This window comes from Paenibacillus sp. R-74696, from assembly GCF_055814915.1.
The window spans coordinates 1-26,047 of sequence record NZ_JBPULM010000031.1 but is presented as its reverse complement, the minus strand read 5'-3'; the positions used below and the strand labels follow the sequence as shown (position 1 = coordinate 26,047).

The window sequence follows — 26,047 nt, the reverse complement described above, 5'->3', positions numbered from 1 at the left end:
TCTGCATCTTTTCCCCTTTACGGCTCATTCGTTTCTATACGATCTGTCTAGAATGCCCCGCGACCATAACGAGCGTCACTTCTCCATCTGCTGCCTTAACTCGGGATACTCCCGTTCGAATGTCTTCACCATTACATACAGCTGGAGCCCCCTTGCTGCCCGCATCGCTTCCTCCGCCAGCTCAATTGCCCTTGGCCGATTGCCCTGTTTATACTCCATGTAAGATAGCAGCGACTGCTTCATCCATGCCTTAGAGATTCGGTTTATATGATCGTGAGCCTCAGCGAACTCTCTTCTCTCGATGTCATAATAAGCTTGATAATAATGCCTATATTCCACCGGCTGAATCAGCTCAATTTCGTGTAAAACATTTTGAATATCCTTGTTATAGTGAGCTTGGAGCGTCTTGAACAGCGCCTGTTTATTCTTTTGCTTGTACTGCTTGAGCAGCTTCGCCATCGTCGCATCAAACTCGTCATCCAAACGATTGGCTACCGTGTAGTTGATATAATAACTGGGTATGCTGCGGTTCGCGAGCAGAAACCTCTCGATTTTCACCAAGTTTCTCGTCCCTAAAATCGTATAAAATAACGGGCCCAGTGTCACAGCCAAAAACGTTAAAAATATAATGACAATCGCTGCCGGCCCTTCAACCTTTAAATAATTCAATAGAAATATGAGCGGAATCGCGACCAATATATAAATCAATGTTCTTTTCACAAATCTCATTACTTGCCCTCCTTTACATCCTTTTCAATGCTGCTCCAATTCTACCATCCCACTCTAGCAAAATACAAAAAAAGGATAATGCTCATACTGTCTGCACAGCCCGAGCATTATCCATGATTCCGCGCTATCCAGCCTTCGTTTGCTGTGTGTCCTCGCTGCTCAGCACAAAATGACTGAGATCATCCTGCAGCTGCTGGGCCATATCGCGCAGCGCTTCCGCCGATGCTTGAATTTCCTCCATCGACGCAAGCTGCTCCTCCGTAGCTGCGGCCATCGTTTCCGCCTCATCCGACGTTTTATTCGAGATGTTCGCTACTTCGCCAACCGATGCCGTGACCTCTTCCATGCCTGCGGAAATTTCCTCGGCGGCTGCCGACACTTCCTGAATTTGATCGCTCATCGAGCGAACCTCATGCAAAATATCGCCAATCGTCGTATTTGCCTGCTCAATAGAGGCAAGACCAGAAGCCGTCTCCGATTTCATGTCGCTCATCGCCTTCACATTCTCGCTCACCAGCGTCCGAATATCTCTGACCAGCTCAGATATCGTCTGCACCGACTCGCTCGTCTGCTCGGCCAGCTTGCCCACTTCGGAGGCTACGACGCTAAAGCCCCGGCCATGCTCGCCAGCTCTCGCTGCTTCAATATTCGCATTCAGCGACAAAAGCTGCGTCTGCTTGGCTATTGCCATTACCGCTTGCACGATTTGGCCAATTTGCGCCGAATGCTCATCCAGCTTGGAGACGACCTCTCCCGAACGAACAGCCGATGCTTGAATACTGTTCATTTGGCGTACCGTCTGTCCAAGCTGCTCTTCGCCTACTTGAGCGTTGCCCGTCACCTTGACCGCAGCGTCCGCCACTTCTGAAGCTGCTTCGGCGATGCGAGTAATGCCAACCGCCATTTCATTCATCGCTTTCGACGTTTCATCCGCCGATACGCGCTGTACGTCCGTTCCTTCGGACACCCCTTGAATCGACTCGGCAATTTGCTTCATCGCCTGCGTCGATTCATGTGAAATGGCTGTGAGCTCCTCCGACGAAGCCGCTGCCTGCTCAGATACGATCTGGTTTCTCCGCAGCAGCCCATTCAAGGAGCGAATCATTTCATTAAATGACAGGCCGACCTGACGCAGCTCATCCCGTGTTTCCAAATTGAGTTCTTTGGAAAAGTCGCCTTTCGCCATCGCATCCGCACGATTACGGAGTGCGGCCACCGTTACCATCACATTACGGTAGAAAGCCATGTAGAACATAGCCACGAGCAGTAGGGACAGAGCCGTCAAGCCAAGCAGCATATTTCGAGTCGCCGTCAGCTCATTGATACGCTGCTGGAGCACCTGCTCAAGCTCTGTATTCACCTGAACATAAAAGTCGTTTAACACACCAATCGACGCCGTTCCCGACTTGAAAAACTCCGCCCCATCCATGGTCAAGTTAGAGCCGTTAAGGACACCTGTTTTAAGCAGTGCCACAAAGCTTTTGAGCGATGTCGCCGTCATCGCGCCACTTTTCTCCAATGACGGTATCAGTGCCTCGTTCCAGCCTAAAGCGCTGCTCAGCGACTTATTCATATTCGTCAGGGAATAATTGATCATTTCCGCTTCCAAACGAAGCTTGATTTCTTCGTCATCCCCCATTGCTTTGCTGGTAAGCACACCATTTCCTTTGCCGCGAATAATAGCCGCATGCTCCATGAGCGCAGGAATTTGCTGCACAAACATAGAACCCAAATAATAAGAATCCATCTGCGTATCAAGAGACAGGCCAGATTCATCCGCGAGCTTGATCATAATATTGGTTAAATCTAATACAAGCGTGGAATGGTTGTCAAAACTGTCATCAGCCTTCATCGTAGCGTTGCTCGAATCCAATTGTGTCCACTGCTGCTTCCAGGTCTCCCACAGCTCCTGCACCCCCGCCATGTTTGACGCTTTCATACCTGGGTCTATCGTTTGAATCAAGCCAGCTATTTCCTGTGATTTGGCATCTACATCTGCCTTGGCATCAGGATTTCCATTCAACAAGCCGGATGATAGCCCACGGTGCTGCTGCACTTGGAGCATAAGCGGCATTATATCTTTAATATAAGCCACGCCGTCATGTTCTTTTTGAATATACTCAATGTTTCCTTGCTGCTCGCTAACCCATAGAACAAGCAGCATGACCAGCGGGATCATAAACAGAGCACTAACGACCATGAACTTCTGTGCATACTTCAACTTGGACATAAGAGCTGTGAAAGGACTTAATAATTTAAAAAACATGAGACCCACCCGCCTATTTATTTAATTACTATTCATGAATAGAAATATCGGTTATAGACGGTCAAATGTTTAGTAAAACTTAAGGAAAAGTCGCAGTGGGTGGAGATTCCTCCCTCATTTCGACAAATGTTGATGCAAGGCTTACATCAGACAAGGAATCAATGGGATAAAGTGTTAACCTGTGACATCCGATTGTCATGCCTAGCTTTAACTTCCTTAATAAAAAAAGGATATATTAAATAAGAAACGAATAGTCTACGTTAGAGTTTTTAATTTTGAGAGGAGTGATGTGGTATGAACCATAGCCATGTTGCCATTTTTTTAAGGAAGGTTACGAAATAATCGTAGAGGTGGAATTCCTCTGCGGAGTAAAATTTGGGAGGAATTTCGTATGGCAGTTGTATTAAAGCCAGTGTCTATTGAGAATTGGTATGAATGTACCCAGCTTAAAGTTAAGCCAGAGCAGCTTAATGTCTTTCCTGCACCTGTGGTTTATTGGATTGCAGAATCAAAATATGTTTATGATTTTGAATTGCGTGCTATTTACTCAGAAGAAGTCTTAGTCGGATTTCTCGTATTTTGTACGAAACCAAATAAGGATGATAACTATTGGATTCCTGCCATAATGATTGACGAAACGCATCAAGGCAAAGGTTATGGCAAGGCAGCAATGGAAGCTTTGATTCAATTTATGCGTATTTCGCATGGTATAAGAATAATGATTGGACATCGACCAGATAATCAAATTGCGGGAAAGTTATATGAATCTTTAGGGTTTAAAAAGTTAGTGAAGAAGTAATAGATGGTGAAATAATACGTCTGCTTCAAACGGTTTAACCATTTGCATGGACTGTCGGCAACTGTCGGCAGTCTTTATGATGACAGAAAGAATTAATTGTTTTATAACTTAGCTTCTGACATGATGCTAACAGAAGCTGGATGAACGGCTCATCGAAGTGACCGGCACCGCCGTTTATGTGGATGCTTTTGAAGTAAGCCTGCTGTAAATTTGGCATATGCGCTGCCGTTGATTATAATAGTGGGCGAGAGCTGTGAAATAGAGAGGAAGAGATATGTTGAGCCATACCGCACAGGATGTAGCCGATTGGATGCTCGGAGAGCTGAAGTTTGCCGGCATTCTTCATCAGGAGAAGGCCGTTGCCCATATTACAGAGCATTTTGGAGAGCAGTTCATATACGTGAATGAGCAAGGGAATACGTCGATCGACAAGGAAGTAAAAAAAGCGTTCAAAAAAGGCCATGGCGGCAAGGCAGCCTGGGACCGTGAAGGTTTTTTCTGGGGCTGGACTTAGCCGGTAGACGCAGCTAGACAACAGATATGCAGCAAGTACGTAAAAAAAGCTATGCAACCTTCGGTTTGAACATAACCGGAAGCCGCATAGCTTTTTCTACTATAGGGGAGCTTTCATTGCCCGCTTGCTGCGCTGGTACGCCCAGTGGTTCGTCGGTCCATGCCCGCCGCCAATTTGAATGCCGTCCTCGATGGCCGCTTGAATAAACGCTTTCGCTTGGCGCATCGCCGCTTCCATATCCGCTCCTTCGGCAAGTCCTGCCGCAAGCGCCGCCGAAAAGGTACAGCCCGTGCCATGCGTGCGGGCCGTTGCAACGCGTTTGCCTGCGAGCTCGGTAAAGCCGCTGCCGTCATACAGCAGATCGATAGCTTCCTCGCCCGTATCGTGGCCGCCCTTAATAATAACGTAGCCCGCTCCATATCCAGCGAGCCGTTTCGCCGCTTCCCGCTTATCTTCCGCCGTGACAATTGCAATGCCCGTCAGCTTCTCCGCTTCCGGTATGTTCGGCGTAATTACCGTCGTTACAGGCAGCAGCTTGTCCGTCATCGCCCGGATAGCTTCCTCTTGCAGCAGCGAGGCTCCGCCTTTGGCGATCATAACCGGGTCTACGACAACATTTTTCCAGCCAAGCTCGGCAATCGTTGCGGCAACAGCCGTAATGATCTCGCTATTGAACAGCATGCCCGTCTTCAGCGCATCGACGCCAATATCCGAGCCGACCGAATGCATTTGCTGCACAACGGCTTCCACGCTGAGCGGAAATACGCCCTGCACACCGAGCGTATTTTGCGCAGTAATCGCGGTCACCGCGGACATGCCGAATACGCCAAGCTCCTGAAAGGTTTTCAGATCCGCTTGAATGCCCGCCCCGCCGCCGCTGTCCGAGCCCGCAATCGTCAAAGCAGTCGGGACGCTGCGTGGTGCCTGCCCATTCTCATGTACGCTCATGTTTTGCTCACGTCCCTCTCTTCATCAAATACAGAACCAAGGTGAAACGGCTGTCACCGCCCTTCAGCGGCGCGGCGCGTTTCACTCCGAGAAATATAAGCCTAATGATAAGTAGGAAACTTATAAATCCTTATATTTTAGATCAAACGCTTGTCCACCGATTCTCGGTTTCGCAGATTTCCACTTCCAGCTCCAGCTCGCTGTACCTATCTCTGCTTATCTCTGCCTAGCTGAAACGCTCAGGAGCGAATGCCCGCATGAAGTCAGGCAGCTTCTTGCCTTCTACGCTATCAGCCACGAGCTGTGCTGTAACCGGACTGAGCAAAATCCCATTGCGGTAATGCCCTACCGCCATCACGACGCGGCCCGATTGTGCGAGCGCACCAAGCAGCGGAAAACCATCCTGCGTGGATGGGCGAAGGCCCGCCCAGGTGTGGAACGGCGTCCACGTTTCGAGAAACGGGAAAGCTTGCTTGTTCCATTTTCGCAGACGTTCAATGCCCTTCTCCGTAACGGTCGTCTCGAATCCAGCTACATCCTCAGAAGCGCCGCATACGAGCGTATTATTTTCCTTCGCTACGAGATAGCCTTGATTGCAAAACACCATATGATGAACGGGCTTTTCCTCCGCCATATAGGCGCAAATTTGTCCGCGAATCGGATAGACCGGAATGCGAAGGCCAAATGCAGCTTCCAGCTGCTGCGCCCAAGCTCCCGAGCATACAACGAGCCGGTCCCCTTCAAAAACACGCCCGTCTGCCGATTCCAGCATGACCGAGCTCTGCCAGTCCTTAATCGCAACCTGCTCCAAATGCTCATGAATGTGAACATCCATCAAGCGGCAGGCATCCTCCAGCGCTTTAACATAATGCGGCGCATACAGATGGCTTTCCTCCGGCGTATACAGCGCTGCCCGCACCTTGCCTGACAGCTTCGGCTCCATCCGAAACACGTCGCCCCCATCAAGCAGGCTGCCCGATGAACCATACTCCCGCTGCCAGCGCAGCCTGCCTTCAAGCGCCAAAATATCCGCATCATGGTAAGCGATATACATGCTTCCAGATTCGGTATATTCGAAAGGCAGGTCGGAAACCTGCTTCACGCGATCTGTAAACGAAGGATAAAGCCGCAAGCTCTGCGCACATAAGCGAAAAAAATCATCCGGTCCCTCTACATTTTCCGAAAAAGGAGCCAGCATCCCCGCAGCCGCTCCGGAAGCTTGTCCCCCGCAGCTGCCAATTTCCAGCACCATCACCTGGTGGCCGCGGCTGCGCAGCTCGAACGCACAGGATAAGCCAATAATGCCGCCGCCCATGATTACAATTCGTTCTCCCATGTCCTAACCAGCTTTCCTGTTGAATGATGCTGTTATTTCAGCTTAAACTCCTCGTAACCGCTGCTTGCCGAAGCATAACGCTTCTTCGAAATACGGCCGGACAAATAAGCCAGACGGCCAGCTTCGATGCCGAGCCTCATCGCCCGCGCCATGCCTGCCGGATCTTTCGCCTTCGCAACTGGTGTATTCATCAGCACGCCCGCCACGCCAAGCTCCATCGCCTGGGTCACATCGCTGACTGAGCCAAGCCCCGCATCGACAATAATTGGAACCTTCGCTTCCTCTACAATAAGGCCCAAATTATAAGGGTTCAAAATGCCAAGGCCCGTGCCAATTGGAGCCGCTCCCGGCATTACAGCCGCAGCGCCCGCTTCCTCCAGCCGCTTGCAAATAACCGGATCATCCGACGTGTACGGAAGGACGATAAAGCCCTCTTTTACGAGAATTTCCGTCGCCTTCAGCGTTTCAATCGGATCAGGCAGCAGCGTGCGCTCATTGGCGCTAATCTCGACCTTGATCCAGTCGCTGAGTCCCGAAGCGCGTGCAAGACGCGCGATCCGCACCGCTTCCTCCGCCGTGCTTGCCCCTGAAGTATTCGGCAAATATTGATACGACTTTCCTTGCAAATGCTGAAGAATCGAATCGTCCTCGGTCGCCTCCAAGTTAATGCGGCGAATAGCGAACGTCAGCACCTCGGCGCCTGACGCCTCAATCGCCTCCCTCTGTACATAAGGGCTTGGGAAAAGCCCGGTGCCGATAAAAAATCGGGACGTTAGTTCATGGTTGCCAATATGCCATACATCCGGTTTCATTCGCTTTAGCCTCCTCCTACAAAATGTACAAGCTCGATTTTCATGCCTTCGCGAACCTCGGTTGCTCCCCATTGCTCCTGGGTCAGCACTGCTCCGTCAGCTTCAACGACAACCGGCTTGCCCGCGAGGCCAAAATGGGCAATGACCTCTTCAATCGTCTTCGCTGCCAGCTCCTGCTTCACACCGTTAATGACTAGTTCCATTACGACTCTCCCCATTTATCGAGCTTGTCTAGAAAAGAGCGGCAGGTGCCGGAAATATCGCTGCTGCCAACAATTTCGCTAACCGCACAAATGCGCGTCGCGCCAGCTGCAATCACTTCATCCACATTGCGCAGCTTAATGCCGCCGATTGCGACAAATGGAATTTTCACCTTATCCGCTACCTCGCGCACGTATTCAACCGTTACCGGATCAACAACGTCGACCTTCGTCTTGGTTGGAAATACTGGACCGACGCCGATGTAGTCGGCACCTTGCTCCTCGGCAAGCAGCGCCTCTTCAATGGCGTGCGTGGAAATGCCGATGATTTTATCGCCCACAAGCTTGCGTGCTTCCACGAGCGGCACATCGCCCTGGCCCAAATGAATGCCGTCCGCATCCACTTCCAGCGCAATATCAATGTAGTCATTGACGATAAAGGTTACGCCATGCTTCCGGGTCAGCTCGCGGAGCGCCCGTGCTTTTTCCAAAATGGCTGGCTTGTCGCCCGACTTGTCGCGCAGCTGAATAATATCAACGCCGCCGTAAATCGCTTCCTCCATCACCTCGATCAAATCGCGGCCCGGATGAAATTCCTCGCCTGTAATCGCATATAAACGAAAATCCTTCATATTCACACAATCCCTTCGCTGTTGGCTGTTAGTTTCCGATATAACGGGCATATAAGGTTTTGGCACGGACCATATCTTCCGTCCCCTGCACAAGCACACGCCCATCGGGGAACAGCACGAGCCGCTCACCTTCCGGCAGCTCGGCTTTCAGCAAATAAGCGTTATGCGTAAGCTCCACAGCAATCGGTTCTAGCCTTTGACGCCACTGCTCCAGATTAAGCGGAGCGCCGCCAGAGATTTGCACGGTGCTGCGTCCGCATAGCGAGACTGCCGCGTCCTGCTCTGCCACCTGCAAAGCCGGATACTGCTTCAGCTGGCAGCAAGGGCATTGCTTCGCAGGCTCGCCCAGCTTCATCTCGAACGAATGATTTTGCCATAAGTCAAAGGTCATCAGGCTGTTTCTTCTTTTATCCGCAGCTCCAACCAAATATTTAAGCGCCTCTACCGCTTGGTAGGAAGCGACAATATCCACGACTGGCGAAATAACGCCGATCATATCACAGGTCTGTCCGCCCGCATCGGCTGATTGAATAAAGCAGCGCAGACACGGCGTAGCGCCCGGCACAAGAATAGCGCTCATGCCCCGCGAGCTGACCGCCCCACCATAGGTAAACGGAATACCGCTGCGGAAGCAAGCATCATTAAGCAGAAAACGCGTCTGAAAATTATCCGTCCCATCGAGCACGAGGTCGATATCCATCAGCAGCGCGTCGATATTTTGAACGGTGACGTCAGCAACGATCGCTTCGATCTTGATATCGGAATTGATTTTGCGCAGCTTCCTCTCGGCGGCGACTGCCTTCGGATAGCCATGCTCGACATCCTCTTCGTCGTAAAGCATCTGCCGCTGGAGATTGCTTCGCTCCACATAATCACGATCAACGAAACGGACGAGCCCGACCCCCGCTCTGACCATATGATTGGCCAGAACGGTGCCGAGCGCTCCCATTCCTATAATAAGCACTGCGCTCTCGCTTAGCTTGCGCTGCCCTGTTTCACCAATTGGCGTAAACAACATCTGTCTTGAATAGCGTTCGTCCATACGCCGTATTCCCTCCACTATTATAGGTTGCGGAATGCATCCTCAGCCTTGATTTCTTTCGTGAGCTGGCCATGCTCCTGCAACCATGAAATGACATTGCTCCACGACTCCACCGATTGGCTTCCGAAAGCTTCGGAGCCGGCATCCATGAGCGGCAGCAGTACCTGCAAGCTTTGCTTCTCGATCTCGGCATCAAGCGGGTAATCTGCATTTTGCTTGTCGAGCAGCACCTGCAAAGCCTCATCCGGATGGCTCGCCGTATATTCCTGACCTTTGGCCGCCGCATCGATAAACTTCTTGAATACTTCGCTTTTGCTGGCAACGCCATCCTCGCTTGCTGTCATCACAAGCTCGTAATAATCCGGTACGCCATAGTCGGCAGGGTTAAGCGCAATCAGCTTCTCGCCTTCCTTCTCCAGCAGCAGCTTCTCGTGGTTCACATAACCTCCGATAATGGCATCGACCTTCTTCGTTGTCATGGCCGGAATCAGGTCCCAGCCCACATCGACGTAGTTCAGCCCTGATGGATCGCCGCCATCGGTTTTCACCATTGTGTTCACGTACGCTTCATCCAGCGGAATCGACGGATAGCCGATTTTTTTGCCGACCAAATCCTTTGGCGTCTTCACGCCCGACGATTCCAGCACGAACAGCTGATTCAACGGGTGGCGCACAAGCGAAGCAACCGATACAATCGGAATTTCCTCTGCGCGGGCAACGGCTACCTGCATTTGATAGCTGATCGCCAGATCCGCTTTGCCGGTTGCAACCAGCTTGAGCGCATCATTCGTATCCGCCGGCACCTGCAGCTTTACATTGAGGCCTGCTTCCTTGAAGTAGCCCTGCTCCTCCGCTGCATACAAGAAAGTATGTACCGCATTCGGATACCAGTCGAGCAGCACCGTCAGTTCCTGCGCGCCTTCGGTGCCATTTGCTGTGTTTTTGTTATCCGAGGAGCAGCCCGCCATAATGACTAGCGTCAAAGCCAGACATGCTGCGATCCATGAGCTGCGTTTCCATTTGGAAGCTTTATTTTTCGTATAATGATGATTTCCTTCATTCACCTTACGCATAGACAACTTACCTCTTTCTTGTTCTATTATAGTATATAAAATGCGATAAAGCTTGAGCGGCACTCCGCCTTGGTGCCCCCTTACTGGCCTACCTTCGATTCTCTCCGATAGGATAAGCAGATTCGCTCAATTGCCAATACGGCTAAAAATAACATAATGCCCATCGCTGACAGCAGCAGCACCCCGGAAAAAACACTTTCGCCGCGCAGCATATTCGCCGCCCGCTTTGTGTACATGCCCAGGCCCGCTTCGCCGCCCAGCCATTCGCCAAGCGTAGCGCCGCCGACGCTGATCGCCGCTGCCATTTTCAGCCCCGTGAAAAACTCCGGCAGCGCCGAAGGGATTTTCCACTTGAGGAACAGCTCGCGCTTGCTTGCTCCCATCGTCCGCAGCAGCTCCCCGATATCCGGGTCCGCCGAGCGGAAGCCGTCCGCCGTATTCATCGCAATGGGGAAAAAGGTGAACAGCATGACAACGGCGATTTTGCTGCCGATTTCATAGCCAAACCACATGACCATAATCGGCGACAGCGCAATAATCGGAATCGTCTGCGAGGCGACAACGAGCGGGTACAGCGTCTTGCGCGCCAGCGATGAGCTGTCGATCCAGATCGCCGACAACGTGCCAAGCACGATTGAAATCGCCAGCCCAAGCAGCGCCTCGCCTAACGTGATGACGAAATGCCGCGCCAGCAGCCCGCTGTTCTCCGCCATGGAGACGAGCACATCAGACAGCCTAGGGATAATATAATGGGGAATTTGGAATATTCGCGTTCCCACTTCCCACAATACAGCGAGCAGAAGGATGAACAGCACGACAGGCATATGCTTATTGAAAAAACGCTTCATCGGCTTCCCCCTTCTAGGCTGGCCGCTGTATGCGCATGCCCGAAATGCCCCAGCAGCTGGCGTTTTAACGCCACAAAAGGCTCGCTCAGCATCGTCTCGTAGGTGCGCGGACGCGCAAGTCCCACCGGATATTCCACCAATTCGGCAACCGGCGCCTTTGCAGCAACCAGCACCCGGTCCGATAGAAGCAGCGCTTCATCTATGTCATGGGTAATAAAAACAATCGTTTTGCGATGCTGCTCCCATATTTCCAGCAGCCACTCCTGCATGCTGACCCTCGTCATTGCATCAAGGGCGCTAAACGGCTCATCGAGCAAAAAGAGCTCGCCGCCACCCAGCAGCGAACGAAGAAACGATACCCGCTGGCGCATGCCGCCCGACAGCTCATGCGGGTACTTCGCCTCGGTTCCGGCGAGGCCGAAATCCGGCAGCAGCTCCCGCACCCGCTGGCGCGCTTCCTTCTTCGGCGTTCCTGCTAGCTCCATACCGAGCGCGGCATTATCCAGCACCGTCCGCCACGGCATCAGGCAATCCTTCTGCGGCATATAGCCAAGCTTCGCCGCCTGCTGCTGGCGATTTACGCCGCCGATCGTAATTGTGCCGGCTTGCGGCTCCAGCAGTCCGGCCAGCAGCCGAAACAGCGTCGTCTTACCCATGCCGCTCGCCGCAAGCACGCTGACGAACTCACCCTGCCTAATATGCAGGTCAAGCCCTTCAATCAGCGGCGGCCCGCCGGGAAAAGCATACGTCAGTCCGCTGACGCTAAGGCCTGCTGGCTCGTTGTTTTCGCTATGTGCAGAAGTGGTCGTTGCCGCTGCTTCTGCTGCTGACTTGCTTGCCCCCGCCGCCCGTTCAAGCCCCTGCTCTCCCGGCAGACCTTTATTTATGCTCACACTGGCCACTCCTCCATGCGATATGCCATATCCCAAAATAAATATTCCATCTTCGATGTTATGACAAAATGCTCCTCCAGCTTCGCAAGCTCCCGCTCCGGAAGCCCTTCTGCTAGTTGGTCCATCAGGCCAATGCACCAGTTGGTCAGCTCGCCGAACTCCTCCGAGCTGTACATAAGAATCCATTCCTTATACAGCGGATGATCCAGCGCACCCGGATATTCGGCGAAAGTTACGCCGATTTCGCGATAGCTCCACATGCACGGCAGCAGCGCTGCTACAACCTCTGCGAGCGAGCCATTCGCCGCGACGTCGAGCATATATTTTGTATAGGCGATATTGCTTGGCGCCGGCTGCATGCCTTCAAGCTGCTCGCGCGTAACGCCAAAACGGTCGGCATACTGGCGGTGCAGCTCCATTTCCACATGCAGCGTGGAATGATACAGCCCGGCGAATTTGACCATTGTTGCCATATCGCCAGCTTTTATACTGCCGTAGGCGAACAGCTTCGCATAGTCGATTAAATAGACGTAGTCCTGCTTGAGATAATAGATGAAGCGCTGCGGATCCAGCGTTCCTTCGCGCATTTCCACGAGAAAAGGATGCTCATGGCTTTTCTGCCATACTTCGCGGCTTGCTTGATATAATCTATCGCTAAATTTGCTCATCGTATCCTCCTGGCGCCGGATGGAAAAGGGCTGCTGCGCCTCTCCAGCTCAAACCTTTCACGCAGCGAAGCCCTTTTTCATCTGGCTTTTTATTTAACAGAGAGTGATTCGCTCTCTCTTATATGCTCAGCTCGTTTATTCAAATACTTCTATGTTTAATAAAAGCTGCTGCTTTAACGCTACTTTAACATTACTCTCATTAATCCGACTTATGTTCGAGGATTGACGTTCCTCTATATCCGCGATTGGTTGATTTGGATGATTTGGTCGATTTGGCCGACGATTTAGTCGACGATTTAGTCGATTTGATCGACGATTTAGTCGTGCCAGCGGACAGGAGAGCCGCTATTTCAGCGATTTGGCCACTTTAATCGTGTTCGCGGACAGGAAATCCGCTATTCCGTGATTAATGGGGACTTTATAGGCTTTTTGCTGCCAATAACTGCATCTGAGTCCGCGAACAAGGCAAAATCGTTGATTTTCGCAAATTAACGGCTTCTCTGTCCGCTCGACAACCACTCGCTACTCGTTACTCACTACTCACTACTCACTATTCACTACTCGTTACTCGTAAATCGCTAATGCCTGAGCCCTGCTCGCCGCCCTCTGCTTCCTCTTTCGGACGGTTGCACCAGTCGGCGATGAAGCCCAGTATAACTTTTGTATAATAAATCAGCTCGTTGATGTCGACGCTCTCGTCCACCGCATGGGCATGCTCCAGCTGCCCTGGACCATAAATGACCGTCGGGATGCCTTCCCTGCCGATCCAGCCCGCATCGGTTACGCTTGGGCTCATGCCAACCGCAGGCAGCACGCCAAGCACTTGCTGATGGCTTTGCTCCAGCGCCTTCAGCCCCGACCACTCGGGCTGAAGCTCCTGCGAAGGGAAAATCTCGCCTCGCTCCTCAATCATCGAGCGCCCTCCCCAGCGGAAGGTTGGCGGATGCTTGCGCATCCAAGGATCGCCCTGCGCCACGCCAAGCAAATGCTCTTCAATCTCCAAAGCAATCGCTTCATAATCTTCATTCGGGTAAAAATGAACCGTGATCCAAAGCGAGCAGCGGTCTGCGATAAAAGCGGCATGACGCCCGCCCTCAATGACCGCAGGGTTTATCGTATTCGAGCCGGGAGGAAAACCTTCATAAGATTTGCTCACTGCCCAGTGGCGCTCCAAATCTTGAAGCCCGGCGATCAGCTTGGCCATTTTTTCAATTGTGCTGGCTCCTTGAACGCCGCCCCCGGCATGAATCATGCGCGAACGCATGCCATCATGGAACGTCTCTGGGCTTTGCAAAGTGACCCAGCCGGTTATAACCCCGCCCTGTCCTTGAATCGCCAGCCCGCTCGTATCAGCGACGATGGCAAAATCCGCTTCACAGCCGCGCTCCATACAAGCGCGAGTGCCGGCCTCGCCCGCTTCCTCGCCAATAACGGCTTGGAACAGCAAATCCCCTTTCAGCTCCACACCGGCTTCGGTCAGCAGCTTGTTTGCAAAAAGCAATGCCGCAAGCCCGCCTTTCATATCGGCGGTTCCACGTCCATAGGCGCGTCCATCCTCCAGCACCAGCTTGAACGGATCATGCTTCCAGCCCCCGCTGTCGCCCACCTCGGCGACATCCATATGCCCATTGAGCAGCAGGCTGCGATAGTGCTTGCTATCGGTGCCCCGTTTTACCGCCGTCACGTTCGGATCACCCGGGTAAACCTCCCACAGCTCCGTTGCAAAACCGCTCGCTTGCAGCTGCTTCTCCAAAAACTGCTGCGCTTCCAGCGTATTGCGTGCTGGAGGGCTGACGGTCGGATAGGCCACTAGCTCGGCTAGCAGCGCAAACAGCTCATCCTGCCGCTCATCCACCTGCTGCTGCAATGCCTCAATCCACGCTTCTGTCATTTACTTTCTCCCCTTTCCTGAAGGAAAGCAATGCTCGCAGCTCATCCAAAATCTCGCCCTAGACAAAACCACTTTTTTAAGCGGAGAAATACAAAAAACCATTCGAGAATACACGAATGGCTAGGTTTCGTTATGTTCTCTACGCCAGCATTACCTGGATCAGATTAACGGTCAGGAAAACAAGTTCCCTATCTCAGCCAGACTTTATCCAGCACCCGCATTTCGTATGAAATTAGTTTAACTATAACGGAATACTTGAGATTAGGCAACGGTTCTATCAAAAAGAGGGCTTTCTCTAAAGCAGCTTGACGCTGCTCTAGGGAAAGCCCTCTTAAGCATGCTTGTGGCTGTTACACCATGATTTTGCACATTGCGTTCGTAAATTCAACCGGATCCTGAATTGGCAAACCTTCAATGAGCAGCGCTTGGTTGTACAGCAGGTTCGTGTACAGGCCGAGCTTCTCTTCATCGCTGGCAAATGCGGTTTTAAGCGACTGCAATATCTCGTGGTTGACGTTGATTTCGAGCACCTTGTCCGCTTTCACATTTTGGCTGTCCGGCATCGCTTGGAGAATTTTCTCCATCTCGATCGACACTTCTCCTTCGGAGGACAAGCATACCGGATGCGATTTCAAGCGCTTCGAGGCGCGAACACCGGATACTTTGCCCGCGAGGATGCCCTGCATCTTCTCGAACAGCTCCTTGTTGTCAGTCGCTTCCGCCTCTGTCGGCTCCTCGCTCGGGTCCGCTTCAATGCCAAGATCGCCGCTGGACACGGATTTAAACTCTTTATCCTTGTATTTCAAAATCACTTTAATCGCAAATTCGTCGATATCGTCCGTGAAGTACAAGATTTCATACCCTTTGTCCAATACCATTTCCGTTTGCGGCAGCTTCTCAATGCGGTCGATAGATGCGCCCGAAGCATAATAGATGTACTTCTGATCTTCCGGCATGCGCTCTACGTATTCATCGAGCGATACGAGCGTTTTCTCCTTGGAGGAGCTGAACAGCAGCAAGTCCTGCAGCGTATCCTTGTTTGCGCCGTAATCGTTGTAAACGCCAAATTTTAGCTGTCTGCCGAAAGCTTTGTAGAATTTCTCATAGCTGTCGCGCTCGTCTTTGAGCAGGCTGATCAGCTGGCTTTTAATTTTGTTTTTGATGTTTTTGGCAATGAGGCTCAGCTGGCGGTCATGCTGGAGCAGCTCGCGGGAAATGTTCAGCGACAGATCCTCGGAATCAACCATCCCTTTCACGAAGCCAAAATAATCCGGCAGCAGGTCGGAGCACTTGTCCATAATGAGCACGCCATTAGAATACAGCTCAAGGCCTTTTTCAAATTCCTTCGTGTAATAATCGAATGGCGTATGCTCTGGAATGTACAGAATAGCGTTGTACACAACCGCGCCATCCGCACTGATATGGATATGCTTAAGCGGCTTGTCGAAGCCATAGCGCTTCTCCATATAGAAGTTGTCGTAGTCTTCCTGCGTCAACTCGTTTTTATTTTTGCGCCAGATCGGCACCATGCTGTTGATCGTCTGCTCTTCGGAATACTCTTCGAATTCGCCTTCGGTGTCCTCTTTCGGACGTTGTCCGGCTACATCCATCTTGATCGGGTAGCGAATGAAATCGGAATATTTCTTAATGATCGCACGCAGGCGATATTGCTCCAAAAACTCGTCGTAGCTGACTTCTTCCGCATTGTCTTTGATTTTCAGCACGATTTCGGTTCCGACAGTATCCTTCGTAGCCGGCACAATCGTGTAGCCATCTGCGCCTTCGGATTTCCATTTGAACGCTTCCTCGCTGCCGAGGGCACGGCTTGTTACCGTTACAACGTCCGCCACCATAAACGCCGCATAAAAACCAACGCCGAACTGGCCGATGATGTTATGGCCGTCCTTCGCTTCATTCTCGTTCTTGAAGGCCAGCGAGCCGCTCTTGGCAATAATGCCGAGATTGTTCTCCAGGTCCTCCTTGGTCATTCCGATACCTGTATCGGCAATCGTCAGCGTGCGCGCTTCTTGATCCGCCGTTACTTTAATATAGTAATCCGCCTGATTGAATACCAATTGATCATCGGATAATGCTTTGTAGTAGATTTTATCAATTGCGTCACTAGCATTGGAGATCAGCTCGCGTAAAAAGATTTCCTTCTGCGTATAGATGGAGTTAATCATCATTTCCAGCAATCTCTTCGATTCCGCTTTAAACTGTTTCTTGGCCACGAATAAATCTCCCTTCAATAATCATCATTATTAGGCTGCGTAAGGCTACGTCTAGTTTAGCACTCTTCACGCCTGAGTGCTAATCCTAATTTTTATATACCATATATGAATTTGTAATGTCAACTTATGGTTGACATTCGCCTCGTTCATTTTCCTCCCACCCATACGTCACCAGCTTGCAGCTTGTATACAGTGTCTGCTTGTCCGCCCCATTGCTGCTTCTCCACATCATTAGCTCTGCTCTTGATCCGTTTAACTTCCCGCTCTGTTCGGAATCCTGATGCCAGATCATCCGCTAGCTCGGATTCATAATGAAACTCCGCATCTATATGGAGCTGCCAGACAAAACGCTCTACGCCTTTGATTTTGTGCAGCAGCGGAAGCTTAGCGAGACGCTCGTCTGCTTTAGCCTGCATCATCGTATTTTGCTCAAACGTATGATTATAAAAATGAAGCTGCTCGCCAATCGCCGCCACCACCTGCGAGGAGATGAAATCCGGCTCAAACAGCCATATTTTCAAATAAAATGCTTCGTTTCGCTGCTTCAATTGCTGATGCCACGCTTCATAAATATCAATCAGCGCGGCCAGCAGCAGCCGTGAAAACCAGACAGGCGGATTACGGCGAACGAGCCTATAGAATGGGTCGATCCAAAGCTTCACATAATCCCGTTGATGATGGGAGAGATACTCCATATCCAGCTGCATATAGCGCTGCTTCCACTTATCTATTCGCCTGACTCTGCGCTTCCAGCCTCTTATCTTGTGCTTATTCGATAACGCTTTTCCCATCCTGCTGCCAGCGTCCCTTCGCCCTCTAAGTCATTCTATTATATCGTTTCTCCCCTTATTTGGAAGCTGATCTTTCGTCGTTTTTACAAAACTAGCTCTGTCCCTTGATCTGCCTTTAACAATCTATTTATATACTTAGAACGATTCTTCATACGATCTTAAAAAAGGATAAAGGGGATTTGCAGGCTTATGAAAACGGTCAAGCAACTTGTTCAAATGATGTCAGTCGCAACGATGCTCGCTGCCGGTACAGGCGCTTTTGCTCCTGCCGCTCTCGCTGCTGATGCGCCTGCTGGCGATTATGTGAAGCTGCGCCAGGCTATCGAAAATATGCAAGGCGAAGTAACTTGGAACGCCGCCAGCCGCAGCGCTGAAATTACGGTAAGCGGTTTAAAAGCATCGTTCCCGATCGGCTCTTCGTCCGCTACGATTAACGGTGCTGCAGCCGAGATTGGAAGCCCTTCCCTTTTGACGAAAAGCACAACCTATGTTTCCAAAAAAGCGCTGGACAGCCTGAAAGCGCAGCTCGTCCAGCAGCAAAATAAAAGCGGCTTTGAGCTTGCCGCCTCCTTCCAAATGCCAAGCGAAAAAGCCGAAATCGCCGCTTCCACGCCAGACGGCAAACGCCTGCTCGTTACCGAAGCCGACAACGGCAGCATTTCCGTGCTCGACATCGCAGACATCAACAAAGTCAGCGTGCTGAAAACCGTCAGCTTCCACGACCTTTCCCCAGAGGCGGAAGTGACCAGCGTCACCGTATCCAAGGACGGTCGCTACGGGCTTGCGGTCATCCGCACGGGCGATGATGTGAACAAAGCGAGCAAAGGGCTGCTCGCCGTAGTCGATTTAGCTACCTATGAAACGGTAAAAACGTATGAGCTTGGCATCGGTCCCGACTCCATCGCGCTTTCGCCAGACGGGCTGAATGCTGTGATCGCGATTGAGGATGAGGAGTTGGATAAAGCCGCGGATGAAATCGATTATGCGAACGCGAAGCGTCCTGGCAGCATTATGATTGTTTCTTTTGCAGGCGGTGATCCGCTGAAGGGCGAGGTTGTGAACATCGCTACTCCGTTGGACGGTGTAGAGGGAGCCATTTATCCGCATGATCCACAGCCAGAATACGTGGCAATCAGCCCGGACAGCGCAACAGCAGCCGTAACGATGCAGGAAAACAACGCCATCGCGCTTGTCGATTTAAAGACGAAGAAGCTCATTCAAATTTTCTCGCTCGGCACGACGCAGCATAAAGCCGATCTGGAGGACGATGGGAATGTGCGATTTACGGAGGATTTGACCGCTCGTTATGAACCGGATGGCATTGCTTTTTCGCCGGATGGCAAATATGTGCTGACCGCCAATGAAGGCGATTTGGGCAAAAATGAATTCAAAGACGGCGTGAAGGCCGGTGGCCGCAACATCGCCGTATGGGATTTGGAGGGCAAGCGGGTATACGACAGCGCGAACCTGATTGACGAGGCGACAGCGAAGGTCGGCTTGTATCCCGATGACCGCAGCCCGAACAAAGGCAGTGAGGTGGAAAATCTGACCGTCGCAACAGTTGACGGAACAGCGCTTGCGGCAGTAGCGTCGGAACGCTCGGATGCGATTTTATTTTTCGATGTCGCTCATGCTGCCAGCCCCGTCTACCTCGGCTTGATACCAACAGCTGGAGAATCGCCGGAAGGCATTCACCGCGTACAAGGACGCAGCTTGTTCGTCAGCGCGGATGAGAGCACGGGAACCGTAAGCTTTTACGCGAAAAAATAAGGCGGCTTCCCGCTGACCTTAGCACAGCGGGATGGCCCGATTTAAACGAGAAAATCCCTTGAGCGCTTCTGTGTGCGTGCTCAGGGGATTTTTAGCTTTTAAAAAAGAGAGATTAATCATTTAGAAGGCGTCCATTATCATGCCATTGGCCGTACATTTTATTTTCTTTCGTATTTGTTATAAATTTATTTAATCTCCTGATAAATATTTCCGGCTGATTTTTATTGCTTTGGATCGTGTCGATCCGAACCCTTCTATAAAGCGCTGGAAATGCCCTAAAATTCTCATATACCTGTCTTTCCTCTTGCAGCCTTTGTTCTATAACCCTGTCTATTTTAAAAGAAACATCATCCATAGCAGGAAGTACCTTTCTTCCTTCGTCACTCATTAACCCCAGCTTTTCGAGGCGGCGGACATGCTTCTAATGGTTTATAGACTGGAATACGCATCGTCATGCTTCCATCGTCATGAAATTGCTTATCAGCCTGGTGAAACTGATCCATCGCTTCCGCCAAAGCCTTCGGCCCTACTCGAATCACCACATCCTTCAGCTGATCGGAGCCTTCCTTGTCTAAGAAAGCAGCCTCTTTCGGCACCCTGTGATGCGGCTGAAAGTCTTCCTGTGTCAAAAACAAATTCATCATCCGCGATAGTCGAAACTCCCGATAGTCCCGCCGTGTTCGGCAAAATCCATGCACATACCAATTGCTATATTTGAAATGCAGCCACATCGGTTCTATGTCACGGGTCGTACGTTCATTATTGACATTGATATAATCAAAGCGGACAATCTTTCGCTTCGTAATGCCCATGCGTAAATGACGAAGGGCGTCAGGCTCCATCCTGAGCGTTTCAAAGTCGACGGATAGACTCGGGGTCTGATGCTCGGGTGAGATCGTTTGCAGCCGTTCAATGGTTCCCTGAACACGCTCATCTTTAAACACGGTAGAGAAGCTTCTAAGCACGGTGATCAAGGAAGCGACATCGTAAGAACGGAGCAAGCTTTTATCCATTTTGTACCCGTCCATGATGCCATATCCGCCTTTACTCCCCTGCTGCGATATGATCGGGAAGCCCGCAGCACATAGGACATCGATATCCCGATAAATCGTTCTTTGAGAAACTTTGAACTCTTCAGCTAGCATGGAGGCAGACAAAATCTCGTGGTTAAGCAGCTTGTAGATCATAGAGATCAAACGCTCCAATTTCATATATATCCCCGCCCGTTATTCCATTTCGTATTTCACGCCTCTTATTTCTTTCCATTTTCCACAAAATGATCTACCGCTGCCTGCTCAATTGCCAGCCCTTCCATGTAACGCTCCATAAACAAAGCAAAGCCATTCACATCTGCGCTGTCAGGATAAACCTCTTGTCCTTCTGCATCCTTGAACACTTTAGTGGTAAGGTAATCAGCCAAGCCCTCATTCTGCTCCTTATTAACCATATAGGATGCCAAAATGGCCATCCCCCATGCGCCGCCCTCACCAGCCGTAGACATGACCGAAACAGGAACATTTAGTGCTGCGGCACACATCTTTTGACCGACTAGCGGTGTTTTGAACAATCCGCCATGCGCCAAAATATGGTCAACCGCTATATGCTCCTTCTGTGTCAAAATATCCATCCCGAGCCTTAGGGCAGCAAACGCGCTAAACAGATGTACTCTCATAAAGTTAGCCAGATTGAAGCGGCTTTCTGGAGAACGAACGAACAGTGGACGGCCTTTTGCAAGCCCGGTAATGTTCTCGCCTGAATAGTAGCCGTAACTCAGCAAGCCGCCGCCATCAGCGTCTGCTTCCAGCGCTTTGCCCAACAGGACGCTGAATAACTGGTTCATATCGGGCTTCTGCCCCATTGCCTCATAAAATTCACGGAACAAGCCGAGCCATGCATTAATATCGCTGGAGCAGTTGTTGGCAAGAACCATGCCGACAGGACTGCCATCAGGTGTAGTCACGATGTCAATCTCAGGATACACCGTGGATAAATCTTTCTCCAGTACAATCATGGCAAAAATCGACGTACCTACGGAAATGTTGCCGGTACGCTTTTTGACACTATTCGTAGCGACCATTCCCGTTCCGGCATCGCCTTCTGGAGGACATAGCGGAATACCTGCTTGCAGGCTGCCAGTTGGATCTAATAGCCTTGCACCAGCTCCACTTAGATATCCAGCGTGTTCACCTGCAGTATGAACTTTAGGTAAAATATCTTTAAGCTTCCACGGGTAGTCTTTATCGGCAATTAAATCGGCAAACTGCTTCACCATAGCTTCATTATATTGCTTTGCAGATTCATCGATTGGGAACATACCAGAGGCATCCCCGATACCAAGAGCCTTGCTGCCAGTCAACAGCCAATGTATGTAACCCGACAAAGTCGTCATATAAGCTAGGTTAGTGACATGATCTTCCTCGTTCAAAATCGCTTGATACAAATGTGCGATGCTCCAGCGTTGTGGAATTTTAAACTGGAATTTCTCGGTTAGCTCCGATGCAGCTGTACCCGTTGTGGCATTGCGCCATGTACGAAACGGAACCAATAGCTCCCCTGCGTGATCAAGTGCAATATAGCCCTGCATCATGGCAGAACACCCGATTGATCCGATTTTTTGCAGGGTTACGCCATAATTATTCTCAACCTCTTGCTTTAATTGGCGATAGGTTTCTTGCAGCCCGTTAATCATTTCATTGAGATCGTAGGTCCAATAACCGTCGATCAATTTATTTTCCCACTCATAGCTGCTGGAACCGATTGTTTGAAAATGGCAATCAACCAGTACAGCCTTGATTCGTGTAGAGCCAAATTCGATGCCAAGCGAGGTTTCCCCCCTGACTATCGCTTGTTTCATATTTTGATCCATAATGGCGCTGCTCCTCTCTGAATTTAAAATTGAACCGAATATAGGATGGAAGGTAGTAGCAGAAACTGCCCTGAGCTTGTCTTGCTATGGCCTCCAAATTCGATTGAAGCTGGACGCCGCATCGGTGAAGGATAGCTCGAAAACGTCGGGATTGGACAGCGCTTCCCATTCATGAAATCCGACTGCCTGATCCAGATGCTTAAGCAGCAGCGAAATGAGGTTGCCATGTGAGACGATTACGGTATTTTTCCAGACGCTTTTCAGTGCCTCATTAACGACTTGAACGGCCCGACTGGTAGCGGTATGGCTGGATTCCCCACCCTCGTAGCATAAATCCATGTCCTCATAGGTTCGGCGAAGCATTTCGCGCCAGTCGGGATGATTTTGACCCGATAAAATGCGCTCGGTTAACCGCTCATCCCGCTTTATGGGCAGGCCAGTGGCGTCAGCTAATGGAGAAATCGTGCGGTAAGCCCGCTCATATGGGCTCGAAATGATTCCTTCTATCTGCTTTTTCGCCAAAAATACAGCTAATTGCTGCGCTTGCTCTATCCCCGCTACGGTTAATGGAGCGTCAGGCTCTTGGCCTTCTGCTTGGCAATGACGGACTAGATATATCGTGTTCATGCGCTCACGATCCTTTTTGGGATATTAAATAGGCTCTCTTGGCTATTGGCTTTGCAGCTCGCCTAATACTTCAATCTCTACATCGACAGCGGAAATAATGAACGCTTCTAGTGAATCCAGCAGCACTCTGAGCTCAAAGCCACCGTCAATCGTGTAAATTTCATCGTACAACCACCACGTATTTTCAGGAAGATCCGGAAGCTCCAACTGCTTGACTCCGTGAAACGTAATTTTAATATCCGTAAAATAAGAATAAGAGCCGCGACAGTCCAAATATAGAATAAACGTTGCTTCATCAGGACGATCATAGGAGGTGAATTTGGCATCGTGAAGGGTATTTTCGAATAGCTTGATCGCATTGGGCGGAAGCTCGTTTTGAATCGATTTATAATAGCCGTTATACGTCTCGGCCACTTTACGCATGCGATTATCATAGTCTTGCTTCCACTGCTTCGCCATTTCCTTCAATTCAGGAGGCGGGTAGATCGTATTCAACGTACCATCGTGTATGTAGGGGTGAAAGGCTTCTGGGAGGTATTTTAATAGATGATTTTTCTTTTCTTCTAGCAGTTCGCGCTGCGATTGTAGAGGGTCTTTGCCTTCTGAGCGAAAATAGGCGAGGTACTCCTCCCATTCCTCTTCTGTCTCATATATGCACATTATCCCGGCAATCTGCATTTCTTCATACCATTCTTTTGTGCAAAATTTCATGGATCTCCTCCTTGAATGCTTGTGCTTGTTGTGATTTTGATCCGCTCACTCCACACGCTTACTCTTTGACCAACTGATTTGTTATTCAGCTATCTTTCCCACCTTGAAAATACTAACCTTCTTTCTAGTGGAATAGCTCATTATTTGAGAAGAACTGGTCGCCTTACATCGTCTGGTTGATCATTAGATGGAGTCAAAAAAATAAAAAATCCACAACCTTTTTTAAACAACACCTCCCTTTACTAGACACCATCTAACAAGTGGGATGCAGATTATTTCGGTTGTGGATTCGCATGGTGGAACGTGGCTTTTAGAACAAATTACAGCTATTATTCAGTTCGAACCAAAATCCAATCCTATATAAAATTTAATAGTTTCAGCATACGCGAGAGAAGTGTAACCATTTCTGCCCGAGTTGCTTCTGCTTGCGGCTTGAAATTACCTTGCTGATCGCCTTTAATGATACCTAAACTAAGCGCTTGATAAATAGAATCCTCCGCCCAAGATGAAATGGATTCTACATCTTCTAAAGCTAACTCCCTATTAGCTGTCTGCAAAGAAGGATTAGCATAAGCGATAGCTCGGGTAAGCATAACCGCCAACTCCTCACGTGTCACATGGTTGTTCGGACGGAAAGTCCCGTCACTATATCCCTTGATTATTCCCACCTGCTCAGCTGCGATAACATCTGCTTCATACCATTTCCCACCCACATCAGAAAAGCTAAATTCAGTGTTATTCAACGGAATCCCTATTGCACGTACAAGTAATGCAGCCGTTTCTGCTCGGGTAAGCATACCATTCGGATCAAAATTCATTTCGCTACGCCCCTGAACGATGAACTTAGCTGCAAGTAACTCTATATCCGACTTTGCCCAATGATTCTGCAAATCTACAAAGCTAACTCGACGATCAATTACGAAAAAGTAGCCGTTCCGCATACTCTTCACAATTGCTGTGACTTTACCATTCTCATTTATGAATTGTGCAGGAACAAAGGTGAACGCTTGCTTCTCTTCATCCCAAAATACGACTGTAGCAAAATCGGACTCTTGGCCATTAAGCTCAATCTTTCTTTCAACATAGGCTGTGAACGCTGAGATCTCAGAGCTTCTACCTTGATCATCTAGTCTATTAACGTTGAACACGACTGGCCCTGCCCAAACATTTTCGCCAAGACTCTTCTTATCTTCAACAAATTCTGTTGTCGTATCTGCTCTGCCTATTTTAATGGTTAGATCATGATTATCCCCTGCATTCGCCATCTCTTGAATGGGTATGGTAATTTCATCTTTTACTGTAATGAATTGCAGTTTCATGGATGGTGAAATGGCCATTAACTGCGTTAATGTCGCTTTACTAATCATAAACTCTGCGACTTCACTATCTGATTTGATTGTAACAAATCCTTTTTTCAAATCATCAAGTTTTAGTTCAACTCGTTGTTTTCCATTAGCTGACATAACCTCAATGTAATTGGATACTCCAGAACTAGTGTTACTCCCAGAACTAGAGTTACTTCCAGAACTAGTGTTACTGTTTGCAATAATGATTAGCGGATAAATGGCTTCATAAGTAGCACCATCAGCTGTTATCGTCGCTTTAAGTGTTATGCTCTTATTCCCCTCTGTATAGGACGGACGTTGTACATAACCTGTCGCACCATCTACAAATTGATTATTCGAGGAAACCCATTGAATGCTTCTACCTTCATCATCGGTTGCTGGAAGACTGAGAGGTCCAATAACTGATGAAGCGGTATCGTTAGTAGCATAAGTTAATTTCGGAACATCATACACGTTGAGCTTCGCAGTATTGCTCGTAACTTCATAGTTACCTAAACGTTGATTAGGATCAATGATTTCAGTCTCTATCGTATAATTGCCAACTGGGCTGCTTTGCTCTGCAAGCGTCACATACTTCACGGATATATCGTCGTTGTTCAGCACACCTGTTACAATACCGTCCAGGAAGGGATTCGCATTGTTTACCCAACGTGATATGGAGTGAGGCGTTACTGAAATCGGCGCTCTCGTAACGGATAGACTACCTGCGGTTTTCGTTACTTCGTAATTTCCTAGCTTGTTATTCGGGTCATTCAGTGTTGCTTCAATTGCATAGTTTCCTACATTACTGGCCTGATCGGCACTCGTTGCGTACGTAGCTGTAATTCCATCTGACGACAAACCGCCCACTATCGTTCCTGTGAAAACCGGATTGCTCGTACCATATTCACGAGTCGCATCGTCTGCGGTTACTGTAAGTGACGCTTTCGTAATGGATAAACTACCTGCGGTTTTCGTTACTTCGTAATTTCCTAGCTTGTTATTCGGGTCATTCAGTGTTGCTTCAATTGCATAGTTTCCTACATTACTGGCCTGATCGGCACTCGTTGCGTAC

General features: G+C 49.8%; 23 protein-coding genes and 1 pseudogene. 3 read left to right on the top strand and 21 right to left on the bottom strand.

Going from position 1 to position 26,047, the window contains the following annotated elements; translation table 11 throughout:
* Positions 1–75 precede the first annotated feature (75 nt).
* Together ACSR9A_RS15260 and ACSR9A_RS15255 are read right to left on the bottom strand one after the other, a co-directional pair.
* Positions 76–729, bottom strand: coding sequence for a hypothetical protein (locus ACSR9A_RS15260; RefSeq protein WP_473758056.1), 654 nt, complete (start codon positions 727–729; stop codon positions 76–78).
* A 124-nt stretch (positions 730–853) separates the two neighbouring features.
* Positions 854–2,995: a methyl-accepting chemotaxis protein gene (locus ACSR9A_RS15255; protein WP_473758055.1), complete on the bottom strand. Its 2,142-nt coding sequence runs from the start codon at positions 2,993–2,995 to the stop codon at positions 854–856.
* A gap of 391 nt (positions 2,996–3,386) precedes the next feature.
* Between ACSR9A_RS15255 and ACSR9A_RS15250 the strand changes: the two genes are divergently transcribed.
* Complete coding sequence (locus ACSR9A_RS15250; protein ID WP_473758053.1) at positions 3,387–3,794, top strand: GNAT family N-acetyltransferase; 408 nt, start codon at positions 3,387–3,389, stop codon at positions 3,792–3,794.
* A 274-nt stretch (positions 3,795–4,068) separates the two neighbouring features.
* Complete coding sequence (locus ACSR9A_RS15245; RefSeq protein ID WP_445933793.1) at positions 4,069–4,308, top strand: DUF6953 family protein; 240 nt, start codon at positions 4,069–4,071, stop codon at positions 4,306–4,308.
* A 99-nt stretch (positions 4,309–4,407) separates the two neighbouring features.
* Here ACSR9A_RS15245 and thiD read toward each other — a convergent pair whose 3' ends face one another.
* The 13 genes from thiD to ACSR9A_RS15180 all read right to left on the bottom strand — a co-directional run bounded on the left by thiD (position 4,408) and on the right by ACSR9A_RS15180 (position 17,673).
* Positions 4,408–5,256 (bottom strand): bifunctional hydroxymethylpyrimidine kinase/phosphomethylpyrimidine kinase, encoded by an 849-nt coding sequence (gene thiD, locus ACSR9A_RS15240; protein ID WP_473758052.1) that lies wholly within the window; start codon positions 5,254–5,256, stop codon positions 4,408–4,410.
* A gap of 226 nt (positions 5,257–5,482) precedes the next feature.
* Positions 5,483–6,592 (bottom strand): glycine oxidase ThiO, encoded by a 1,110-nt coding sequence (gene thiO / locus ACSR9A_RS15235; protein WP_473758051.1) that lies wholly within the window; start codon positions 6,590–6,592, stop codon positions 5,483–5,485.
* Positions 6,593–6,624: 32 nt separating this feature from the next.
* Positions 6,625–7,404 carry a thiazole synthase gene (locus ACSR9A_RS15230; RefSeq protein WP_473758049.1) on the bottom strand — a complete coding sequence of 260 codons (780 nt, stop codon included), beginning with the start codon at positions 7,402–7,404 and terminating at the stop codon, positions 6,625–6,627.
* Between the two features lie 5 nt (positions 7,405–7,409).
* Positions 7,410–7,607, bottom strand: coding sequence for a sulfur carrier protein ThiS (thiS, locus tag ACSR9A_RS15225; RefSeq protein WP_473758048.1), 198 nt, complete (start codon positions 7,605–7,607; stop codon positions 7,410–7,412).
* Positions 7,607–8,236 (bottom strand): thiamine phosphate synthase, encoded by a 630-nt coding sequence (gene thiE, locus ACSR9A_RS15220; RefSeq protein ID WP_341281231.1) that lies wholly within the window; start codon positions 8,234–8,236, stop codon positions 7,607–7,609. Before thiE ends, thiS begins: the two co-directional genes overlap by 1 nt.
* A gap of 28 nt (positions 8,237–8,264) precedes the next feature.
* A complete protein-coding gene (locus ACSR9A_RS15215; protein WP_473758046.1) occupies positions 8,265–9,278 on the bottom strand; it encodes a ThiF family adenylyltransferase in 1,014 nt (337 codons plus the stop codon).
* A gap of 20 nt (positions 9,279–9,298) precedes the next feature.
* Positions 9,299–10,351 carry an ABC transporter substrate-binding protein gene (locus ACSR9A_RS15210; RefSeq protein ID WP_473758045.1) on the bottom strand — a complete coding sequence of 351 codons (1,053 nt, stop codon included), beginning with the start codon at positions 10,349–10,351 and terminating at the stop codon, positions 9,299–9,301.
* A gap of 80 nt (positions 10,352–10,431) precedes the next feature.
* A complete protein-coding gene (locus tag ACSR9A_RS15205) occupies positions 10,432–11,199 on the bottom strand; it encodes an ABC transporter permease (RefSeq protein ID WP_473758044.1) in 768 nt (255 codons plus the stop codon).
* Positions 11,196–12,092 (bottom strand): ABC transporter ATP-binding protein, encoded by an 897-nt coding sequence (locus ACSR9A_RS15200; RefSeq protein WP_473758042.1) that lies wholly within the window; start codon positions 12,090–12,092, stop codon positions 11,196–11,198. Before ACSR9A_RS15200 ends, ACSR9A_RS15205 begins: the two co-directional genes overlap by 4 nt.
* Complete coding sequence (tenA, locus tag ACSR9A_RS15195; RefSeq protein ID WP_473758041.1) at positions 12,089–12,760, bottom strand: thiaminase II; 672 nt, start codon at positions 12,758–12,760, stop codon at positions 12,089–12,091. The genes ACSR9A_RS15200 and tenA overlap by 4 nt, the downstream gene beginning before the upstream one ends.
* A gap of 550 nt (positions 12,761–13,310) precedes the next feature.
* A complete protein-coding gene (locus ACSR9A_RS15190) occupies positions 13,311–14,651 on the bottom strand; it encodes an acetylornithine deacetylase (RefSeq protein WP_473758039.1) in 1,341 nt (446 codons plus the stop codon).
* Between the two features lie 350 nt (positions 14,652–15,001).
* The gene (gene htpG / locus ACSR9A_RS15185; RefSeq protein ID WP_473758038.1) at positions 15,002–16,882 is read right to left on the bottom strand and encodes a molecular chaperone HtpG; all 1,881 of its coding nucleotides are present in this window, start codon (positions 16,880–16,882) and stop codon (positions 15,002–15,004) included.
* A 146-nt stretch (positions 16,883–17,028) separates the two neighbouring features.
* A complete protein-coding gene (locus ACSR9A_RS15180) occupies positions 17,029–17,673 on the bottom strand; it encodes a hypothetical protein (protein ID WP_473758037.1) in 645 nt (214 codons plus the stop codon).
* A gap of 189 nt (positions 17,674–17,862) precedes the next feature.
* Between ACSR9A_RS15180 and ACSR9A_RS15175 the strand changes: the two genes are divergently transcribed.
* Positions 17,863–19,443: a choice-of-anchor I domain-containing protein gene (locus ACSR9A_RS15175; RefSeq protein WP_473758035.1), complete on the top strand. Its 1,581-nt coding sequence runs from the start codon at positions 17,863–17,865 to the stop codon at positions 19,441–19,443.
* Between the two features lie 112 nt (positions 19,444–19,555).
* On the opposite strand, the pseudogene ACSR9A_RS15170 reads toward ACSR9A_RS15175, so the two are convergent.
* The 6 genes and pseudogenes from ACSR9A_RS15170 to ACSR9A_RS15145 all read right to left on the bottom strand — a co-directional run.
* Positions 19,556–19,864, bottom strand: a pseudogene (locus ACSR9A_RS15170) (YdeI/OmpD-associated family protein); the annotation flags it as partial.
* Positions 19,824–20,654: a helix-turn-helix transcriptional regulator gene (locus tag ACSR9A_RS15165; protein ID WP_473758034.1), complete on the bottom strand. Its 831-nt coding sequence runs from the start codon at positions 20,652–20,654 to the stop codon at positions 19,824–19,826. The gene ACSR9A_RS15165 and the pseudogene ACSR9A_RS15170, both read right to left, overlap by 41 nt.
* Positions 20,655–20,695: 41 nt before the next feature.
* Entirely contained in the window at positions 20,696–22,309 is a 1,614-nt protein-coding gene (locus tag ACSR9A_RS15160; protein WP_473758032.1) for a xylulokinase, read from the bottom strand.
* A gap of 84 nt (positions 22,310–22,393) precedes the next feature.
* On the bottom strand, positions 22,394–22,936 hold the full coding sequence (locus ACSR9A_RS15155; protein WP_473758030.1) for a histidine phosphatase family protein: 543 nt from the start codon (positions 22,934–22,936) through the stop codon (positions 22,394–22,396).
* 42 nt (positions 22,937–22,978) lie between these two features.
* Positions 22,979–23,647 carry a DUF4085 family protein gene (locus ACSR9A_RS15150; protein WP_473758029.1) on the bottom strand — a complete coding sequence of 223 codons (669 nt, stop codon included), beginning with the start codon at positions 23,645–23,647 and terminating at the stop codon, positions 22,979–22,981.
* 356 nt (positions 23,648–24,003) lie between these two features.
* The coding region (locus tag ACSR9A_RS15145) for an S-layer homology domain-containing protein (RefSeq protein ID WP_473758027.1) at positions 24,004–26,047 on the bottom strand (2,044 nt) is incomplete at its 5' end.

Coding starts and splice junctions, on each gene's coding strand:
- ACSR9A_RS15260 (WP_473758056.1), bottom strand. CDS start 729: ATGAGATTTGTGAAAAGAACATTGATTTATATATTGGTCGCGATTCCG.
- ACSR9A_RS15255 (WP_473758055.1), bottom strand. CDS start 2,995: ATGTTTTTTAAATTATTAAGTCCTTTCACAGCTCTTATGTCCAAGTTG.
- ACSR9A_RS15250 (WP_473758053.1), top strand. CDS start 3,387: ATGGCAGTTGTATTAAAGCCAGTGTCTATTGAGAATTGGTATGAATGT.
- ACSR9A_RS15245 (WP_445933793.1), top strand. CDS start 4,069: ATGTTGAGCCATACCGCACAGGATGTAGCCGATTGGATGCTCGGAGAG.
- thiD (WP_473758052.1), bottom strand. CDS start 5,256: ATGAGCGTACATGAGAATGGGCAGGCACCACGCAGCGTCCCGACTGCT.
- thiO (WP_473758051.1), bottom strand. CDS start 6,592: ATGGGAGAACGAATTGTAATCATGGGCGGCGGCATTATTGGCTTATCC.
- ACSR9A_RS15230 (WP_473758049.1), bottom strand. CDS start 7,404: ATGAAACCGGATGTATGGCATATTGGCAACCATGAACTAACGTCCCGA.
- thiS (WP_473758048.1), bottom strand. CDS start 7,607: ATGGAACTAGTCATTAACGGTGTGAAGCAGGAGCTGGCAGCGAAGACG.
- thiE (WP_341281231.1), bottom strand. CDS start 8,236: ATGAAGGATTTTCGTTTATATGCGATTACAGGCGAGGAATTTCATCCG.
- ACSR9A_RS15215 (WP_473758046.1), bottom strand. CDS start 9,278: ATGGACGAACGCTATTCAAGACAGATGTTGTTTACGCCAATTGGTGAA.
- ACSR9A_RS15210 (WP_473758045.1), bottom strand. CDS start 10,351: ATGCGTAAGGTGAATGAAGGAAATCATCATTATACGAAAAATAAAGCT.
- ACSR9A_RS15205 (WP_473758044.1), bottom strand. CDS start 11,199: ATGAAGCGTTTTTTCAATAAGCATATGCCTGTCGTGCTGTTCATCCTT.
- tenA (WP_473758041.1), bottom strand. CDS start 12,760: ATGAGCAAATTTAGCGATAGATTATATCAAGCAAGCCGCGAAGTATGG.
- ACSR9A_RS15190 (WP_473758039.1), bottom strand. CDS start 14,651: ATGACAGAAGCGTGGATTGAGGCATTGCAGCAGCAGGTGGATGAGCGG.
- ACSR9A_RS15180 (WP_473758037.1), bottom strand. CDS start 17,673: ATGGGAAAAGCGTTATCGAATAAGCACAAGATAAGAGGCTGGAAGCGC.
- ACSR9A_RS15175 (WP_473758035.1), top strand. CDS start 17,863: ATGAAAACGGTCAAGCAACTTGTTCAAATGATGTCAGTCGCAACGATG.
- ACSR9A_RS15165 (WP_473758034.1), bottom strand. CDS start 20,654: ATGAAATTGGAGCGTTTGATCTCTATGATCTACAAGCTGCTTAACCAC.
- ACSR9A_RS15160 (WP_473758032.1), bottom strand. CDS start 22,309: ATGGATCAAAATATGAAACAAGCGATAGTCAGGGGGGAAACCTCGCTT.
- ACSR9A_RS15155 (WP_473758030.1), bottom strand. CDS start 22,936: ATGAACACGATATATCTAGTCCGTCATTGCCAAGCAGAAGGCCAAGAG.
- ACSR9A_RS15150 (WP_473758029.1), bottom strand. CDS start 23,647: ATGAAATTTTGCACAAAAGAATGGTATGAAGAAATGCAGATTGCCGGG.